Origin of the sequence: Morganella morganii (assembly GCF_019242955.1) — a bacterium.
Lineage (GTDB): Bacteria > Pseudomonadota > Gammaproteobacteria > Enterobacterales > Enterobacteriaceae > Morganella > Morganella sibonii.
The window spans coordinates 396,837-415,104 of the sequence record NZ_CP066129.1; the positions used below are offsets into that span (position 1 = coordinate 396,837).

Below are 18,268 nucleotides of genomic sequence, written 5' to 3' on the forward strand. Positions count from 1 at the left end.
TAATTTATATAAAAGAAGAAAGAAGCCGGTCAGTGATGACCGGCTTTGTGTTATGTGCTGTCAGCTGACCGGACGGAAATCCGGCCCGCTGAAGCAGCGCGTTGCCCGGCCGCGTTCGATCTGATGATGTGACCGGTGACGCTCGCCGTTCAGTGATGCGGACTGCTGTTGCTGATACTGGCTGAGATGCCATTCAATCAGGCGGCAGGCCAGTTTTTTGTTGGCGTGCTGACTGCGTTCAGACTGCACTTTAACCGTAATACCGGTGGCAATGTGCGTGGCCCGGACAGCGGATTCAGTCTTATTCACATGCTGACCGCCCGGCCCCTGTGATTTAAGACGTTCAAAGATAATTTCACTGTCTGATACCGCCTGCGGCGCAGTAAAACGCCGGATACCGATAAACCAGTTTTTACGCCGGTGTTTCGGGCGGAACGGGCTGGCACACTGCCACTGCAATGTCCCGCACCAGAGATCCGCCAGGGCATCCGCATACTCTCCGTCCAGTAACAGCAATACAGAATGCAGACCGTGCTGTGACGGCATTTCCTCTGCAATTGTCACCGTTACTGCTGACTGTGCGGCATCCTGCAAAAAGACACGTAACGCATGCTTCACTGCCAGGCAGCACTCTTCCGGGCCGTGAGCGGCAGAAAACTGTAATAACATCAGCAGTACTCCCCGCTCGTTTTGTAGGTCAGCAACGGTTTCAGCCGTGCCACTACGGTAATCAGTCCGGCACCGCACAGACTGTCGATCACTGTCTCAATCGATTTATAGGATTGCGGCGCTTCCTCATAAATCAGCTGTTTATTGGCGCAGATAACCCGGCTGCCGAGATCAGTCCGGGATAATTGTGCGGGCGTATAACGGTGAGAAAGACGTCCTTTGCACTCGGTGCGCATCCATTTACGTCCCGCGCCGTGCGCGAGAGAGTAAAGGCTGTCAGCGGTGGCCTGCGGTCTCACCAGATAACTGTAATCCCCCCCGTGAACCGGGGATCACCACATAACCATGATTTACCGGGGTTGCCCCTTTCCGGTGCAGCCAGCCGTCACGTCCGTTGATCGTGCAGGCCTCCACCAGGTTGTGATTGATATCGAGTATCGCTTCACCCCCGGTACGCAGTTGCTGCATCATCCGCAGTGCAATCAGCGCCCGGTTGTGCTGTGCAAAATCCAGTGCCTGCTGATGTGCTGCCAGATATTCAGCCGCTTCCGGTGTGTTTTCTGTCAGTCCGCCGTGGCTGAACTGCTCAACATGATGACGCAGAACCATCTGTCCCAGCCCGCGTGAACCGCTGTGAACCAGCAGCACGACCCGCTGTTTATCCAGCCCGGACGCAGCAAACAGCCCGTCATCACAGATCTTATCGATCTGCTGAAACTCAGCGAAATGATTTCCGCCGCCGACAGAAGACAGAGACGCTGCAAACGGATGTGATACAAAGTGATCGCTCACGTGCTCTGTCAGCCACTCAGCATCTGCATGGTCATGCATGCTGCGCAGTTGCTTTTCTGCCTTGTCAGCATTGAGTTTGCTGACTTTCAGCTCAGTCTGATACAGCGCCATACCGCAGCCGATATCGTTACCGACCAGTGCGGGATAAAAACGGCCTTCAGAGAAAAATGCCGCACCCACCGGATAGCCTCTGCCGGGGTGCAGATCCGGCATACCGGCAACAGCCGTCATACCCGGTAATTGTGCGGTGGTGATCAGTTGCTGAATCGCGTTACTTTCGATCCACGTCGCATCCGAGGCGATATAAGAGACGCCCGGCGCGACAAAATGCATATAATTGCCCATAATCCATTCCGGAAAATAGTGAAAATTCGGGTTTACGGCGGGCAGTCAGGAAGAAACAGACAGGAAACAGGGACGGGTAATACGGAGAAATAACGCTGTAATACCGGTGTGATAATCAGTTCTGCAAGAGCCCGCAAAGAGTGCACAGTAATGTTGTCATATGAACCTCCTTACGTTCTGAAAGTGACAGGTCAGCACGGATAGTGTGCCGGAATGGTGCGGATAGTAGAGTGAGGCGGACAAAAAAGCAACCTGTGTTTACCTTTTTCAGAGAGCAGTCCGGTGACATTTTCAGCACAAATCACTGTTTATGTGATTTGAATCTCATTTTTATGTAATTGATTCATTTGTTAGTATCAATGAAGTGATAATAATCACTAAATTTTGTGTGACGACACGTTAGAGTGTCCTCAATAATCACTTTTTCGCAAAGGAGTTCAGGATGGCTGATGTATTTCATTTAGGTTTGACTAAAGCAGATTTACAGGGTGCGACACTGGCTATCGTGCCGGGCGATCCGAACCGGGTCGAAAAAATTGCCCGCCTGATGGATAACCCTGTTCATCTCGCGTCTCTGCGTGAATTCACCTCATGGCGCGGTGAACTGGACGGTAAAGCGGTGATCGTCTGCTCAACCGGTATCGGCGGCCCGTCCACCTCAATTGCGGTGGAAGAGCTGGCACAACTGGGTATCCGCACGTTCCTGCGTATCGGTACCACCGGTGCGATTCAGGAAAACATTAATGTCGGTGATGTCCTTGTGACCACGGCTGCTGTGCGCCTGGATGGTGCAAGTCTGCACTTTGCGCCGATGGAATTCCCGGCCGTGGCTGACTTTGAATGTACCACAGCACTGGTAAATGCAGCGAAAGCAGCCAAAGCTACCGTCCATATTGGTGTGACCGCTTCTTCTGATACTTTCTATCCGGGCCAGGAGCGTTATGATACGTTCAGCGGCCGTGTGACCCGCCGGTTCAAAGGATCAATGAAAGAGTGGCAGGAAATGGGCGTGATGAACTTTGAAATGGAATCCGCCACACTGCTGACCATGTGCGCCAGCCAGGGGCTGCGTGCGGGGATGGTTGCCGGGGTTATTGTTAACCGCACCCAGCAGGAAATTCCTGATGAAGCGAAGATGAAGAAAACCGAATCCAATACCCTGGATATTGTGGTGGAAGCCGCCCGTCATCTCATCTGATCGTTACCGGTTTCATGAATCAGCCGTATCGCCGGATTTTCCGGTGGTACGGTTTTTTTTTAATCATTCATTCTGTAAATCTGATACAGTGATCGTGCCGAACATACTGATAATAATGATAAAGAGGTATCAATGACCAGACAGCCATTACCGCATCCTTCCGTGCTGCCGCTTGACGGCGGGATCAATTTCCGGGACCTGGGAAACAAAGTGCTGCCGGACGGCAGTAAAATCAAACCCGGCCTGCTGTTCCGTGCCGGGGCGCTGGATCGCCTGAGCGACAATGACTTAACCCGGCTGACAGAGCAGAATCTGTTTCAGATCCTGGATTACCGCGACAGCGGCGAAATTGCGGATAAACCGGATCGCCTGTGGAATGGTGCGCTGTACACGAACGCACCGGCAAATCCGATGTCAAAAGAAGTGGACGCCAATCTTGAGAAACTCGGCAATGAGGCACTGACGGAGTTTGATCCGAAAGCCTTTATGCTGCGTCTTTATGAACTGCTGCCGCTGGGAAACCCGGCTTATCATGCACTCGGTGATATGCTGCGCAACCCGGAAAAAGGCGGCATTGTACAGCACTGTGCCGTCGGGAAAGACCGGACCGGTGTGGGCTCGGCACTGGTGTTGTTTGCGCTCGGCGCGGATACCGATATGGTGATGGAAGATTACCTGCTGACCAACGACACGCTGGCACCTTACCGCCATGAACTGCTGGCAGAACACGCGAAAACCATGCCGGAAGCGGTGGTGGAAAAATTCGCCTATGTGTATTCCGTACAGTCTGATTTCCTGAATACTGCATTGAAAAGCATTCACTCACATTATGGCAGTATTGATACCTGGCTGGCGAAAGATATCGGACTGACTACCGCTGTCCGCGATAAAATCCGTAACCATTTCCTTGAATAAGATCCGATAGTAAGGGGGATTCTCTGGCACCGGCAGATATTATTACCACTGTCACCGCGTTTGTCCGTGAACATGAGTTCTGGGCATTGCCGATTATTTTTGCGCTGGCATTCGGTGAATCTCTCGCATTTCTTTCCCTGTTGTTTCCGGCGACAGTGATCCTGCTCGGGGTCGGGGCACTGATCGGGGAAGGCGGACTGAATTTTCTGCCGGTTTTCCTCGTGGCGGCCACCGGTGCCTTTTTCGGCGACTGGGTTTCCTATTACATCGGCTACTACTACAAAGACAATGTCCGTCATATGTGGCCGATTTCCCGATCCCCGCAAACCCTGGTCAGAGGACATCAGTTCTTTGAAAAGTGGGGGATATGGGGTGTCTTCCTCGGGCGCTTTTTCGGGCCGTTCCGGGCGGTGGTGCCGCTGGTGGCCGGGATCTGTGCGATGCCGCAGCGCCATTTTCAGCTGGCCAATCTGTTTTCTGCCGTGATCTGGGCATTTGGTCTGCTGGCCCCCGGCGCATTCGGACTGAAATGGATGGCCGGGCTGATGGGCGGATAGCACCGCATTTTCACCGGATTACATTGGTTTTTGCGTGACGCGCCGAAAAAAACGGCGGACAGTAAAAAGACAGTGGACATCTGTACAGTGCTATTTTACCGTAAGCGGCGTAAGTGACTCGCGGAGGAGACAGCCATCGTGGATATTCAGTGGCTTTATGGTTTTATCGGCATTCTGAGCGGTATTCTGCTGGGCGGCGGGGTGGTCTGGTTCAGCCTGCAACAGCGGCTGGCGGACAAAAACCGGCTGTTACAGGACAATATTGCACAACTTGCCCTGCTGGATGAAACACGGCGCCAGGCTGCGTACTGGCAACAGGCCAGAGAACAGAGTGAACAATCACTGGAAAATGCCCGTCATATCAGCGCACAGCAGGAAGCTGAAATCCGTGAGCTGACCACCCGGCTGGAAGAGAGCCGCCTGGCCGCCGAAGAAAAACAGCGGCTGCTGCTCAACAGTGAGCAACGCCTGAATACCCAGTTTGAAAACCTGGCTTCCCGCATCTTTGAACAGAGCGGCCGCCGGACGGATGAACTCAACCGCCAGAGCCTGTCTATGCTGCTGCGCCCGTTCCGTGAACAGCTGGATAACTTTAACCGGCAGGTTCAGGAAAGTTACAGCCAGGAAAGCCGTGAACGGCACACCCTGACACATGAAATTCAGCGTCTGCAACAGCTTAATCTGCGGATGGCACAGGAAGCGGTCAATCTCACCAATGCCCTGAAAGGTGATAACAAAATGCAGGGTAACTGGGGGGAAACGATTCTTGCCCGTATCCTGGAAGCCTCCGGTCTGCGGGAAGGCCATGAATTCGCCACTCAGGTCAGCCTGAAAAATGAACAGCAAAGCCGTTATCAGCCGGATGTGGTGATTTACCTGCCGCAGAACAAACAGGTCATTGTTGATGCCAAAGTGTCGCTGGTGGCCTATGAGCGTTACTTCAACAGTGAAACCCCGGAAGCACAGCAGGCGGCACTGACCGAACATATCAACTCTGTGCGTCAGCATATACGCGGCCTGAGCCGAAAAGAATATCAGGATCTCAGCGGGATCAACTCACTGGATTATGTGCTGATGTTTATCCCTGTCGAACCGGCATTTCTGGCGGCTGTCGGGCAGGAAAGTGTGCTACTGGACGAAGCCCTCAGAAGCAATATCATGCTGGTCAGCCCATCCACACTGCTGGTGGCACTGCGGACAATCGCCAACCTCTGGCGCTATGAACATCAGCATGAGAACAGTCAGGCGATCGCACAGCGTGCTGCCCGTCTCTATGACAAGCTTCGCCTGTTTACCGAGGAAATGGACGGTATCGGCCAGGCGCTGGATAAAGCTCAGAATACCTACCACGGGGCGATGAAAAAACTGACCACCGGCCGGGGAAATCTGCTGTCACAGGCAGAAGGTTTCCGTGAACTGGGGGTTGAGGTAAAGCGCCCGCTGGATGAAATTCTGGTACAGAAAGCCCGTCTCAGTGAACAACAGGATAGCGGGGCGGATGAACCACCGGAGGTTCCGGCTAATTTCGCAGAACAACACAATGGGCATAGGGTTTTGCGGTAAAGGCTGATACACTTTTCCGATCATAAATTCATGCACACAGGCAAAACAGGCAAGAAGAGAATGGAAGAGCAATCCCGGGATACAATCGATTTTGGTTTTCGCACTGTTAACAGAAACGAAAAAGCAGGTATGGTGGCAAACGTCTTTCATTCTGTTGCCGCAAAATACGATCTGATGAATGACCTGATGTCTTTCGGCATCCATCGTGTCTGGAAACGTTTTACTATTGATGCCAGTGGTGTCCGTCGTGGCCAGCGGGTGCTGGATCTTGCCGGGGGAACCGGCGACTTCACGGCAAAATTCTCCCGTATGGTCGGCGAAAACGGTCAGGTGATCCTCGCGGATATCAATGATTCCATGCTGAAAATGGGACGGGAAAAGCTGCGTAATCACGGGGTTGTCGGTAATGTGAATTATGTTCAGGCGAATGCTGAAGAACTGCCGTTTCCGGATGACTACTTCAACTGCATCATCATCTCTTTCGGGCTGCGTAATGTCACCGATAAAGACAAAGCGCTCCGCTCTATGTTCCGTGTGTTAAAACCGGGTGGCCGCCTGCTGGTGCTGGAATTCTCCAAACCGGTGCTTGAGCCGCTGAGTAAAGTGTATGACGCTTATTCTTTCCACGTACTGCCGCGTATCGGGCAGGCGGTTGTGAATGATGCGGACAGCTACCGCTATCTTGCAGAATCCATCCGCATGCATCCGGATCAGGAAACCCTGAAAGGTATGATGGAAAATGCCGGTTTTGAGCATGTCTCCTACACCAACATGACCGGCGGTATTGTGGCACTGCATAAAGGATTCAAATTCTGATATGTCTGATACGTTTGCAGAAAATATCCCGTCTCCTGTCAGTCCGCAGGCACTTTATCCTGTGGTTGCCGGATTTCTGGAAACGGTGCTCAACCGTCTGCTGTACAGCGAAAGTGTACTGAAACCGGCCCGCGCCCGTCTGACCGGAAAAACACTGACGCTCCGGCTGACAGAACCGGATATGCAGTTCACGCTGATTTTCAGTGAAAAACAGCTGGATGTGATTTCCCGCTGGGAAGATCCGGCGGACTGTGTGCTGCAAACCCGTTTTCTTACGTTGCTGAAACTGAAAGATAAACAACAGCTTTCAACTCTGATCCGTCAGGGTGATGTCATTATTGACGGTGATATGCAGGTTATTCAGCATTTTTCAGCACTGCTGGATATGGCTGAATGGGACCCTGCACACTATCTGGCACCGTATACCGGTGATATTGCCGCGCAGACACTGACACAGATTGCCGTGAAAGGCGGGCAGTTGTTCCGGCGGGCGGTATGCCGTCAGCAGGAATACCTGACCGGTGCTGTCACCCGTGAATGGGCGCTGGCACCTTCTGCGCTGGAAGCGGCCCATTTCTGTGATGAAGTCGCGGATGTGGCACACATCGCGGATGAACTAGAGGCGCGCCTCGCCCGCCTGGAAAAAAGAACAGGAAGCGGGTATGAGACCGAGTGAAATAAAACGCCTCTATTTTATCATCCGTACCCTCCTGAACTACGGGCTGGATGAGCTGATCCCCAAAAACCGCCTGAGCTGGGCGATACGTCTCTGGCGGCGTTCACTGTTCTGGATGCCGAACAAGCATAAAGACAAAGCGCTGGGTGAGCGTCTGCGTCTGGCGCTTCAGGAACTGGGACCGGTATGGATCAAATTCGGGCAAATGCTCTCCACCCGCCGGGATCTGTTCCCGCCGGCCATTGCTGACCAGCTGGCGCTGTTGCAGGATCGCGTTTCGTCGTTTGACGGCAATCTGGCAAAGAAAACCATTGAGGATGCCCTGGAAGGGCCGGTGGAAACCTGGTTCGATGATTTTGATATTACCCCGCTGGCATCCGCATCAATTGCACAGGTGCATACCGCTGTCCTGAAAGAAAACGGACAGGCGGTAGTACTTAAAGTGATCCGCCCGGATATCCTGCCGGTGATTCAGGCTGATATTCATCTGATGTACCGGCTGGCGAACATGGTTCCCCTGTTACCAGACGGCAGACGTCTGCGGCCGAAAGAAGTTGTCCGCGAGTATGAAAAAACGCTGCTGGATGAACTGAATCTGCAACGTGAAGCGGCTAATGCCATTCAGTTGCGCCGTAATTTTGAAAACAGCCCGATGCTCTATGTTCCGGAGGTTTATCCCGATCTCTGCCGTGAAAATGTGCTGATCATGGAGCGTATTTACGGTATTCCGGTTTCTGATATTGCGGCTCTGCATGAGCAGGGCACTAATATGAAGCTGTTAGCCGAGCGTGGCGTTCAGGTCTTCTTCACTCAGGTTTTCCGCGACAGTTTCTTCCATGCGGATATGCACCCGGGTAATATTTTTGTCAGCCGTGAGCATCCGGACGATCCTCAGTATATTGGTATCGACTGCGGTATTGTCGGTTCTCTGAATAAAGAAGATAAGCGCTATCTCGCTGAGAACTTTATCGCTTTCTTTAATCGTGATTACCGGAAGGTGGCTGAGCTTCATGTGGATTCAGGATGGGTGCCGCCGGATACCAATGTGGAAGATTTTGAATTTGCTATCCGCACTGTCTGTGAACCGATTTTTGAAAAGCCGCTGGAAGAGATCTCCTTCGGTCATGTACTGCTGAATCTGTTTAATACTGCCCGCCGTTTTAATATGGAAGTACAACCGCAGCTGGTTTTATTACAAAAAACGCTGCTGTATGTTGAAGGGCTGGGACGTCAGCTCTACCCGCAGCTTGACCTGTGGAAAACGGCGAAGCCATTCCTTGAATCCTGGCTGAAAAGTCAAATCGGTATAAAAGCCGTCATCCGCGGGATCAAAGAAAAAGCGCCGTTCTGGGCGGAAAAATTACCGGAATTACCGGAGCTGGTGTATGACAGTCTTAAACAGCAGCGCCGCCTGCAATCCGGTGTTGAACGGCTGACTGAACAAATGAAACAGCAGCAGGCCGCTCAGCGGAAAGCAAATTTTTCACTGGGTATCGGGGCAACCCTGTTTGTCTGCGCCAGTCTGTTTTATCTGGCCGGTGCGCCTGTTGCACCATGGGTTCTGATGTTTTTTGGTGTGCTCACCTGGGTAACAGGATGGTGGCAATCCGGTAAAATGAAGTAAAGGTTGAGTTAAGACAAGGTTTCAACCTATGTTGTGTATTTCCGTATACGGCTGTGGTTGTATATAATGAAGTAAGTAGGTCCATATCAATTTGAGGTAAAACTAATGGCCGGTATTAATATTTGGCAATTATTAATTATTGCTGTGATTGTTGTTCTCCTGTTCGGAACAAACAAACTTCGTACCCTGGGTTCTGATTTGGGCGCATCTATCAAGGGCTTTAAAAAAGCCATCGGTGATGACGATCAGAACAAAGCAGATACAACAACAGCCGGAAAAGATGCGGATTTTGAACAAAAAAATATCGCAGAAAAGAAAGCTGATTCAGCTGAGCAGCAAGAGAATAAAAACAAAGAGCAGGTATAACCCGTGTTTGACATCGGTTTTGGTGAACTGATCTTAGTATTGGTTATCGGACTTGTGGTTCTGGGGCCTGAACGTCTTCCGGTTGCTGTGAAAACAGTAGCCGGCTGGATACGTGTGATGCGTTCAATGGCTGCCAATGTGCAGAATGAACTGACCCAGGAGCTCAAGCTCCAGGAACTTCAGGATAACCTGAAAAAGATGGAAGAGCAGGCCGGTAAAGCGATTTCACCTGAATTGAAAGCGTCGATGGATGACCTGAAAGAAGCTGCGGATACATTGCGCCGCTCTTATCAGGAACCGGTGGATTCACTGAAAAAGCAACTCGATCCGGAAGCACTGGCTGATCAGGAAATAGAAGTTCCGCCTGCCCGTCCGGCGTCAGCCGGTACACCGGCGGTACAAAATCCGTCTCCGGCAGCACCATCCCCGGCCTCTGCTGAGGAAATTCCGGCCCGGCCATCACCGGAAGTCCGTGACTCAGAACCAACACCGTCACCGGTAACCGCTGCTGCGTCAGATTCACAGAAACATTAATAGATTACGGTAAAAGTACGTTATGGCTGTTGAAGACACGCAACCGCTGATCACTCATTTAATCGAACTACGAAAACGCATTCTCAACAGCCTGATTGCTGTCTTTGTTGTGTTTGTTGCGCTGGCGTACTTCTCAAATGATATCTATCAGCTTGTATCATCGCCGCTGGTGAGCAAATTGCCCCAGGGCTCGAACATGATAGCAACAGATGTTGCATCACCGTTCCTGGCACCGATTAAGCTGACCGTTATGGTCTCCATTTTTATTTCGGCACCCTACATTCTGTATCAGGTCTGGGCTTTTATCGCACCGGCGCTGTATAAGCATGAACGCCGGTTATTAATGCCGCTGCTGTTTTTCAGCACAGTGCTGTTTTATATGGGGATGGCGTTTGCATATTTCGTTGTCTTCCCGCTGGCGTTTGGTTTCTTTACCTCGACAGCACCACAGGATGTGGTCATTGCGACAGATATTAATAACTATCTCAGCTTTGTCATGGCGTTGTTTATGGCGTTTGGTATCTCCTTTGAGGTTCCGATTGCCATTATTCTGATGTGCTGGAGTGGTGCCACAACGGTTACCGCGCTGAAGCAGAAGCGACCGTATATTCTGGTCGGGGCTTTTGTGGTGGGCATGCTGCTGACACCGCCGGATGTGTTCTCGCAGACACTGCTGGCTATTCCGATGTATCTGCTGTTTGAAGTCGGTGTGTTCTTCGCCCGTTTCTATGTGCCGCGCAGTAAAGCACAACCGCAGGATGAAGAAGCCGAAGAGTAACGTGATACCGCGTCAGATAAAAACCGCCTGTAATATGGCGGTTTTTTGTTTCCGGGCTCCGGACAATATTCAGTGTTTCTTTATAAAACTGGTGTTATCCACTTTTTTGGTCAGTTCCTTACTGATCAGTGTCAGTAACAGCACTGAACGGGTTTCACCATCCGGCTCCTGATAGATGGCTTCCAGGCCTTTAAACATACCTTCAGTGATTTCCACAATATCTCCCGGCTGAGGAACATTTTTCTCTGCCAGGCTGATACATTCAGCATTTTTCAGCTCTTCAATCAATGATGCGGGAACAACCGCAGGCAGTGGTCCGAAACGGACGAAATGATTTACACCGCGCGTTGAATTAATTGTGGTTGTATGAATGGTTTCAGGATCAAAAGAGATAAACAGATAATTCGGGAATAAGGGCTCGTTAACAGTCACACGTTTGCCGCGAACCACCTTTTCAATATTCGCCATCGGTGTCAGGCATTCCACCTGCTGCCGCTGCAAATGTTCCATTGCCCGCGGAAGTTGTCCGCGTTTGCAGTACAATAAATACCAATCCTTCATTACTCTATCCAACACAGACGGGGCTTATATAAAGCCTGATAATACCAAATTTGTTTTACGATGAATGCAGCAAATCACGATTTAAGACAAATGAGTGTGAATTCAGTCCCTTAATTGAGTTGCTTTTTACCGTAGAATGATGTCATTTAATGAGTTATAAACTATTTATCTATCTATAATGACAGAATAATAAGGGCAATGTCGATGGACGTTTTTTTACTCAGTAACGGTAAACTTTCCGGTAACCCGCAATGGCTGAGCTATGCACAGTCACGTATCCGGGCAATGATAAAAACACGCGGTATCCGCTCTGCGGTACTGATTGCATATGCGGTTATCCGTGCTGATCACGACCAGCGTGCCCGTGAACTCTCCGAAGCTCTGGGTATTGATGTTACCTGCATTGAACACTATGATTCCCCGGTTCAGGCGATTGAAAATGCAGAATGTATTCTTGTCAGCGGCGGGAATACCTGGCTGCTGAACCAGTTACTGCATGAAAATGGCCTGGTTGTGCCGATACAGCGCGCGGTTCGTGAGCGGAATATCCCGTATATCGGCTGGAGTGCCGGGTGTAACGTGGCTACACCGAGTATCAGAACCACCAATGATATGCCGGTGCGTAATTGTGTGGTGATGCCGTCTCTGGGATTGTTCCCTGTCCAGATTAACCCTCATTATATTGATGCGGTCATCAGCGGACACATGGGGGAAACCCGTGATGAGCGGATTGCGGAGTTCTGTGCTGTCAACCCGGACGAAATTGTTGTGGCGCTTCGTGAAGGCAGCGGCTTCCATATTTCAGGAAATGAGCTGCACTATTTCAGCGGAAAAAATGAAGGATTTAAACTCTTTCAGCACAACAAAACATTCCCGGAACAATTCGATACCAGCGCTCTGGCAGAATGGGTTCCGTTCCGCTGCTGCTGATCCCTGTACTTGTAACAGTGGACGGGATTCCTATAATGGAGTCCTTTCCACCTGCTGACAGATTAATAACATCATGAAATATCGGGACCTGAGAGATTTTCTCACTATTCTGGAAAGTCAGGGCGAGCTTAAACGGATCAAAACTGAAGTCGATCCTTATCTCGAAATGACGGAAATTGCTGATCGCACACTGCGTGCGGGCGGCCCTGCGTTGCTGTTTGAAAATCCGAAAGGTTATTCAATACCGGTTCTCTGTAATCTGTTCGGCACAACCAAACGGGTTGCGATGGGAATGGGGCAGGAGGATGTCAAAGCATTACACGATGTCGGCAAACTGCTGGCCTTCCTGAAAGAGCCGGATCCACCGAAAGGGTTCCGTGATCTTATCGATAAGCTGCCGAAATTTAAGCAGGTGCTGAATATGCCGACCAAACGGCTGAGTTCCGCACCGTGTCAGACGCATGTTTTTACCGGCGATGATGTGGATCTGACAAAAATCCCGGTTATGCACTGCTGGCCGGATGATGCGGCACCGCTGATTACCTGGGGACTGACCGTAACCCGCGGTCCGTTTAAAGATCGCCAGAATTTAGGTATTTACCGCCAGCAGGTGCTGGGGAAAAATAAACTGATTATGCGCTGGTTATCGCATCGCGGTGGTGCACTCGATTTTCAGGAATGGTGTCAGGCACATCCCGGTGAACGTTTCCCGGTTGCGGTGGCGCTGGGCGCTGATCCCGCAACAATTCTCGGAGCGGTGACACCGGTTCCGGATACCTTGTCCGAATATGCCTTTGCCGGGTTACTGCGCGGTAATAAGTCAGAAGTGGTCAAATGTATCTCGAATGACCTGGAAGTTCCTGCCGGTGCGGAGATCATTCTTGAAGGGTATATTGAACCGGGGGAAACAGCGCCGGAAGGGCCTTACGGGGATCACACCGGTTATTATAATGAAGTGGATGATTTCCCTGTCTTTACGGTCACACATATTACCCAGCGTGATGAGCCTATCTATCACTCAACCTATACCGGTCGTCCGCCGGATGAACCGGCAACACTGGGTGTGGCGCTGAATGAAGTTCTGGTGCCGATTCTGCAGAAGCAGTTCCCTGAAATTGTGGATTTTTACCTGCCGCCGGAAGGATGTTCTTACCGCCTGGCCGTTGTCACCATGAAAAAGCAGTATGCGGGACATGCAAAGCGGGTCATGATGGGAGTCTGGTCGTATTTACGGCAATTTATGTACACAAAATTTGTTATTGTCTGCGATGATGATATCAATGCCCGTGACTGGAATGATGTGATCTGGGCGATTACCACCCGGATGGATCCTGCCCGGGACACGGTGATGATGGAAAATACTCCGATCGACTATCTCGACTTTGCGTCACCGGTATCGGGGCTGGGGTCGAAGATGGGGCTGGACGCAACAAATAAATGGCCCGGCGAAACCTCGCGTGAGTGGGGAAAACCGATTGTCATGACCGATGAAGTCAGACAACGTGTTGACGCCTTATGGGATGAATTAAATATTCTCAATGATTGAGGGAGCACATGGCAACGTTAAACTGCAAAGTTACCTCTGTTGAATCGATAACGGATACGGTATACCGCATAAAATTATTACCGGACGGTGATTTTTCATTCAAAGCCGGACAATACCTGATGGTAGTGATGGATGAGCGGGATAAGCGCCCGTTTTCAATGGCATCGGCACCGTCATCACAGAAAGAAATTGAGCTGCACATTGGTGCGTCCGAGTTCAATCTTTATGCGATGGCAGTGATGGATCGGATTCTGGATAATCGTCAGGTAACCATTGATATTCCGCACGGTAATGCCTGGTTTCGTGAAAACAGCGATGCACCGATGCTCCTGATCGCCGGAGGAACCGGTTTTTCTTACACCCGTTCTGTTTTGCTGGCGGCACTGGAAGAAAACCCGCAGCGTGATATTACGTTTTACTGGGGTGCCAGAGAGCATATCTATCTCTATGATCTGGGTGAATTGCAGGCTCTTGCCGAAACACATTCCAACCTGAAAATAATCCCTGTTGTTGAACAGCCGGATGATACCTGGCGCGGCCGGACAGGTACTGTACTCAGTGCTGTTCTGGATGATTTTGGATCACTGGCCGGAAAAGATATCTATATTGCCGGTCGTTTTGAAATGGCTAAAATTGCCCGGGAGCGTTTCTGTCAGGAACGCGGTGCTGATGCTGCCCGCCTGTTTGGTGATGCGTTCGAATTTATTTAAAGAAAATCCCGCCCCCTGACGGCGGGAGTATGCTGATAACAGGTCAGCTAAACGGTTAAAGGGTATCAGAGACGGTATCAGCGACGTATTGTGCTGTGTGGTGAAGCAGAAAACGTCGCTGTTGTTTATCAGATTATCTGTGTTCAGCCGGGAACACGTTCAATCACGGTTGCAATCCCCTGACCGAAACCAATACACATTGTTGCCAGGCCGAACTGTGCATCCCGTTGCTCCATGACTGTCAGCAGTGAGTTGATGATCCGGGTGCCGGAGCAGCCAAGAGGGTGTCCGAGTGCAATCGCGCCGCCATGCAGATTCACTTTGTCGTCATAGCAGCCGGATAATCCCATGCCTTTCAGGCAGGCGAGAGCCTGCGCTGCAAATGCTTCATTCAGCTCGATAACATCAATATCATTCAGTGCCAGCCCTGCCTTTTTCAGTGCTTTTTGTGTTGCCTCTACCGGGCCGTACCCCATTAGTGCAGGTTCACAGCCGGTGACGCTCATTGCCCGTATCACTGCCCGCGGAGACAAGCCATTCTCGCGGGCATAGTGTTCTCCGGCCAGCAATGTTACTGAAGCACCATCCGATATGGCAGATGAGTTACCGGCGGTAACGGTGCCGTTTACCGGATCGAACACCGGACGCAGGGCCGCCAGTTCGGTGAGGCTGCTGTTATCCCGCACGGTTTCATCCCGGATGGCAGCAACAGGCACCCCTGCCGGGTTATGTCCCTGAACCGGATGGATCTCACGGCTGAATTTGTTATCCCGGAATGCCAGAGCAGCTAACCGATGGGAGCGCAGGGCAAATTCATCCTGGGATTCCCGGCTGACAGAAAACTGCTGCGCCAGTGCTTCGGCCGTTAATCCCATCATGCCGGATGCTTTGGCGGTGTACAGCGCCGCAGCCGGATTGATATCGATACCGTGTGTCATCGGGATATGACCCATATGTTCGACACCACCGGCAAGAACCAGCCTGCCGTCACCGGTCTGAATCAGACGGGCAGCGTCGTGCAGCGCCTGCATCGATGAGCCGCACAGACGGTTAACGGTAACAGCCGGCACGGTATGCGGAATATTTGTCAGCAGGGCGGCATTACGGGCGATGTTGAACCCCTGTTCTCCGGTCTGCTGCACACAACCCCAGATAATGTCATCAATATCACCCGCATTGATTTTATTGCGTTTTATTACCGCACTCATGACTTCTGCAGAGAGAGTTTCTGCCCGTACATGCCTGAAAATACCGTTTTTTGAACGTCCCATTGAGGTGCGGAGACCATCAATTATCATGACTTTTTCCATATAAACCTCATTGTGCGGTAACAGGGTGACTATCCGGCTGCGGATAATAGGTCGTGTTATTAACAGCATGTGCCCGCAGGCTGTCCGGGATGATATAAAGCGGCCCCAGCGTGCTGTATTGTTCTGCTTTTTCACAGAAAGCCCGGGTGCCGGTATCATCCAGATAACGGAAAATACCGCCCCGGAACGGCGGAAAACCAAGACCATAAACCAGTGCCAGGTCAGCTTCGGCCGGGCTGCTGATAATGCCTTCTTCATAGCAGCGGATAACTTCATTCACCATCGGAATCATCAGGCGATCGATAATTTCATCCGGCGTAAAATCGCGGGGCGTTCGCTTCAGTGGGGCAAGCACGTCCTCAAGCTGTTCATCAGACTGTTTTTGCAGGCGTCCTTTGCCGTCATCCGAATGACGGTAAAAGCCGAGACGGTTTTTTTGCCCCAGTCGTTTTAGTCCGGCAAACAGGCTGATGACATTATTCTCAGCGACGGCCATCCGATCCGGATAACCTTCTGCCATCACGTGTTGTACATGGTTGGCAGTATCCAGACCGACAACATCAAGTAATAATGCCGGGCCCATCGGCCAGCCGAATTCCTGCTCCATCACGCGATCAACAGTTTTAATATCAGCACCGGCGGAAACCAGCAGAGAGAAAGCATTCAGATACGGAAACAGCACCCGGTTGATAAAAAATCCGGGGCAGTCTCTCACCACAACAGGTGTTTTCCCCATTTTGTGCGCATAATGCACCACAGCGGCAATTGTGTTATCCGCGGTTTGTTCTCCCCGGATCACTTCTACCAGCGGCATTTTTGGAACGGGGTTAAAAAAATGCATTCCGCAGAAATTTTGCGGACGTTTCAGTGCCTGAGCCAGTTCACTGACAGGAATGGAGGATGTGTTTGATGTCAGGATGCAGTGTTCGCTGACCAGTTGTTCAATATCCGCCAGTACCTTTTGTTTGACGGCCTTATTTTCAACAACGGCTTCAACCACAATATCACAGTCACTGATATCGTTATCATGACGGACCGGGTGGATAGCCGCGCGTATCCCGGCGGCCTGAACCAGCGTCATTTTTCCTGACCGGCACTGTTTTTCCAGTAATTTTACCGCTTCATCAATACCGGCCTGCAATGCGGCGGGCTGAATATCTTTCAGTTGAACGGGGATACCGCTGTAAGCCGACTGGTAGGCGATACCACCACCCATAATGCCGGCACCGATAACCGCAGCCTGCTTCGGTGCATCACGTAATGCTGTCTGCCGGCGAATAAGGCCTTTGACATATTGTTCATTCAGGAAAAGTGAAACCAGAGCGCGGGCTGTCAGCGTCCGGGTCAGCGGCACAAAGTGAGCGGTTTCGCAGAGTAATGCCTCATCACGGGACAATCCGGCTCCGGCCTCGATTCCGTTTACTGCCGCCATAGGTGCAGGGTAGTGTTTTCCGGCTTTTTGCCGGACAAGGGCTTTGGCTGTGATAAAACTCATCTGTAACTCTGCCGGGCGTAACTGTAACGCCGCTTTTTTCTGCCGCCGCCGTGCCTGCCAGTCAATATGGCCACTGATGGCCTGTTCCAGCAGTATCACTGAACCACTGAGCAGTTCGTCATCCGGCACAATACCGTCAGTGAGACCGAGTTTCAGTGCTTCTCCCGCTGTCACTGTTTTTCCCTGCGTGATAAGTTCAAGGGCATTATCACAGCCAATCAGGCGGGGCAGACGGACTGAACCGCCGAAGCCCGGCATTATACCGAGTTTGGTTTCCGGCAGACCGATGCGCAGATCATCTGTTGCGAGGCGGTAGTCTGTTGTCAGTGCGCACTCGCACCCTCCGCCGAGTGTGAATTTCCTCAGTGCGGCGACAGTGGGTACAGGCAGATCTTCAATACGGTTAAACAGATGGTTGGCAAAATTCAGCCATTCAGTCAGTTGCTCCGCCGGTGCATTAAACAGAGAAATAAATTCTGTAATATCTGCTCCCAGAATAAAGCTTTCTTTGGAGGAGGTAATAATAAGGCCTTTCAGCTGAGGTGTTTTCTCAAGGCTGGCAACGGCTTCATCCAGTGAGGCAATTGTCCGGGTATCCAGTTTATTTATCGCTCCCTGCGCATCAAAAACAAGTTTTGCAATTCCCTCTTTTTCCCAGCTGACCTTCATTGATTCACTGTGATAAAGCATATGGTTCTCCTTAATGTTGCATCGTTCCGGCAAAGGATGAGAACGCCAGGTGGTATGACCAGATGAGGTAATTGTGATTTTTTTGTTAACAAAAGCAAATGAAATGATGATTTTTTGCGCGAAAGATCACGCAAAATGTCTCAATATGCAGAAACAGAAAAGAAAAACGTCGTGACGCGCCGAAGATTCCCGG

At 51.1% G+C, this 18,268-nt stretch carries 17 protein-coding genes and 1 pseudogene; 13 read left to right on the forward strand and 5 right to left on the reverse strand.

Annotation, left to right across the window (positions count from 1 at the left end; genetic code table 11):
* Positions 1 to 60 precede the first annotated feature (60 nt).
* Positions 61 to 669 carry a peptide chain release factor H gene (gene prfH / locus JC793_RS01760; protein WP_218427305.1) on the reverse strand — a complete coding sequence of 203 codons (609 nt, stop codon included), beginning with the start codon at positions 667 to 669 and terminating at the stop codon, positions 61 to 63.
* Positions 669 to 1,806 (reverse strand): annotated as a pseudogene (locus JC793_RS01765) (RNA ligase RtcB family protein). The gene prfH and the pseudogene JC793_RS01765 overlap by 1 nt, the downstream one beginning before the upstream one ends.
* A gap of 442 nt (positions 1,807 to 2,248) precedes the next feature.
* On the opposite strand from JC793_RS01765, the gene udp reads away from it, so the two are divergent.
* From udp to tatC, 10 genes are all read left to right on the forward strand, one after another.
* Positions 2,249 to 3,004: a uridine phosphorylase gene (gene udp / locus JC793_RS01770; RefSeq protein WP_004238238.1), complete on the forward strand. Its 756-nt coding sequence runs from the start codon at positions 2,249 to 2,251 to the stop codon at positions 3,002 to 3,004.
* Between the two features lie 132 nt (positions 3,005 to 3,136).
* Positions 3,137 to 3,919, forward strand: coding sequence for a tyrosine-protein phosphatase (locus tag JC793_RS01775; protein WP_046892756.1), 783 nt, complete (start codon positions 3,137 to 3,139; stop codon positions 3,917 to 3,919).
* A 23-nt stretch (positions 3,920 to 3,942) separates the two neighbouring features.
* Entirely contained in the window at positions 3,943 to 4,476 is a 534-nt protein-coding gene (locus tag JC793_RS01780) for a DedA family protein (protein WP_166708899.1), read from the forward strand.
* Positions 4,477 to 4,614: 138 nt separating this feature from the next.
* Positions 4,615 to 6,039, forward strand: coding sequence for a DNA recombination protein RmuC (rmuC, locus tag JC793_RS01785; protein ID WP_166706911.1), 1,425 nt, complete (start codon positions 4,615 to 4,617; stop codon positions 6,037 to 6,039).
* 60 nt (positions 6,040 to 6,099) lie between these two features.
* Positions 6,100 to 6,855 carry a bifunctional demethylmenaquinone methyltransferase/2-methoxy-6-polyprenyl-1,4-benzoquinol methylase UbiE gene (gene ubiE, locus JC793_RS01790; protein WP_046892759.1) on the forward strand — a complete coding sequence of 252 codons (756 nt, stop codon included), beginning with the start codon at positions 6,100 to 6,102 and terminating at the stop codon, positions 6,853 to 6,855.
* A 1-nt stretch (position 6,856) separates the two neighbouring features.
* Positions 6,857 to 7,531, forward strand: coding sequence for a ubiquinone biosynthesis accessory factor UbiJ (locus JC793_RS01795; RefSeq protein ID WP_218427307.1), 675 nt, complete (start codon positions 6,857 to 6,859; stop codon positions 7,529 to 7,531).
* Positions 7,518 to 9,155 (forward strand): ubiquinone biosynthesis regulatory protein kinase UbiB, encoded by a 1,638-nt coding sequence (ubiB, locus tag JC793_RS01800; RefSeq protein WP_218427309.1) that lies wholly within the window; start codon positions 7,518 to 7,520, stop codon positions 9,153 to 9,155. Before JC793_RS01795 ends, ubiB begins: the two co-directional genes overlap by 14 nt.
* Positions 9,156 to 9,260: 105 nt before the next feature.
* On the forward strand, positions 9,261 to 9,521 hold the full coding sequence (gene tatA / locus JC793_RS01805) for a Sec-independent protein translocase subunit TatA (protein ID WP_218427311.1): 261 nt from the start codon (positions 9,261 to 9,263) through the stop codon (positions 9,519 to 9,521).
* Between the two features lie 3 nt (positions 9,522 to 9,524).
* On the forward strand, positions 9,525 to 10,055 hold the full coding sequence (tatB, locus tag JC793_RS01810; protein WP_218427313.1) for a Sec-independent protein translocase protein TatB: 531 nt from the start codon (positions 9,525 to 9,527) through the stop codon (positions 10,053 to 10,055).
* Positions 10,056 to 10,077: 22 nt separating this feature from the next.
* Entirely contained in the window at positions 10,078 to 10,833 is a 756-nt protein-coding gene (gene tatC, locus JC793_RS01815; protein ID WP_046892763.1) for a Sec-independent protein translocase subunit TatC, read from the forward strand.
* A gap of 69 nt (positions 10,834 to 10,902) precedes the next feature.
* On the opposite strand, the gene rfaH is transcribed toward tatC, so the two are convergent.
* Positions 10,903 to 11,394: a transcription/translation regulatory transformer protein RfaH gene (gene rfaH / locus JC793_RS01820; RefSeq protein ID WP_046892764.1), complete on the reverse strand. Its 492-nt coding sequence runs from the start codon at positions 11,392 to 11,394 to the stop codon at positions 10,903 to 10,905.
* Between the two features lie 204 nt (positions 11,395 to 11,598).
* On the opposite strand from rfaH, the gene pepE reads away from it, so the two are divergent.
* The 3 genes from pepE (at position 11,599) to fre (ending at position 14,580) form a co-directional block, all read left to right on the forward strand.
* Positions 11,599 to 12,324 carry a dipeptidase PepE gene (gene pepE, locus JC793_RS01825; protein ID WP_218427315.1) on the forward strand — a complete coding sequence of 242 codons (726 nt, stop codon included), beginning with the start codon at positions 11,599 to 11,601 and terminating at the stop codon, positions 12,322 to 12,324.
* A 73-nt stretch (positions 12,325 to 12,397) separates the two neighbouring features.
* Positions 12,398 to 13,870, forward strand: a complete 1,473-nt coding sequence (gene ubiD / locus JC793_RS01830; protein WP_046892766.1) for a 4-hydroxy-3-polyprenylbenzoate decarboxylase — start codon at positions 12,398 to 12,400, stop codon at positions 13,868 to 13,870.
* 8 nt (positions 13,871 to 13,878) lie between these two features.
* Entirely contained in the window at positions 13,879 to 14,580 is a 702-nt protein-coding gene (gene fre / locus JC793_RS01835) for an NAD(P)H-flavin reductase (protein ID WP_218427317.1), read from the forward strand.
* 143 nt (positions 14,581 to 14,723) lie between these two features.
* On the opposite strand, the gene fadA is transcribed toward fre, so the two are convergent.
* Together fadA and fadB are read right to left on the reverse strand one after the other, a co-directional pair.
* Positions 14,724 to 15,890 (reverse strand): acetyl-CoA C-acyltransferase FadA, encoded by a 1,167-nt coding sequence (gene fadA / locus JC793_RS01840; protein WP_218427318.1) that lies wholly within the window; start codon positions 15,888 to 15,890, stop codon positions 14,724 to 14,726.
* Between the two features lie 7 nt (positions 15,891 to 15,897).
* Positions 15,898 to 18,075 carry a fatty acid oxidation complex subunit alpha FadB gene (gene fadB, locus JC793_RS01845; RefSeq protein ID WP_218427320.1) on the reverse strand — a complete coding sequence of 726 codons (2,178 nt, stop codon included), beginning with the start codon at positions 18,073 to 18,075 and terminating at the stop codon, positions 15,898 to 15,900.
* Positions 18,076 to 18,268 lie beyond the last annotated feature (193 nt).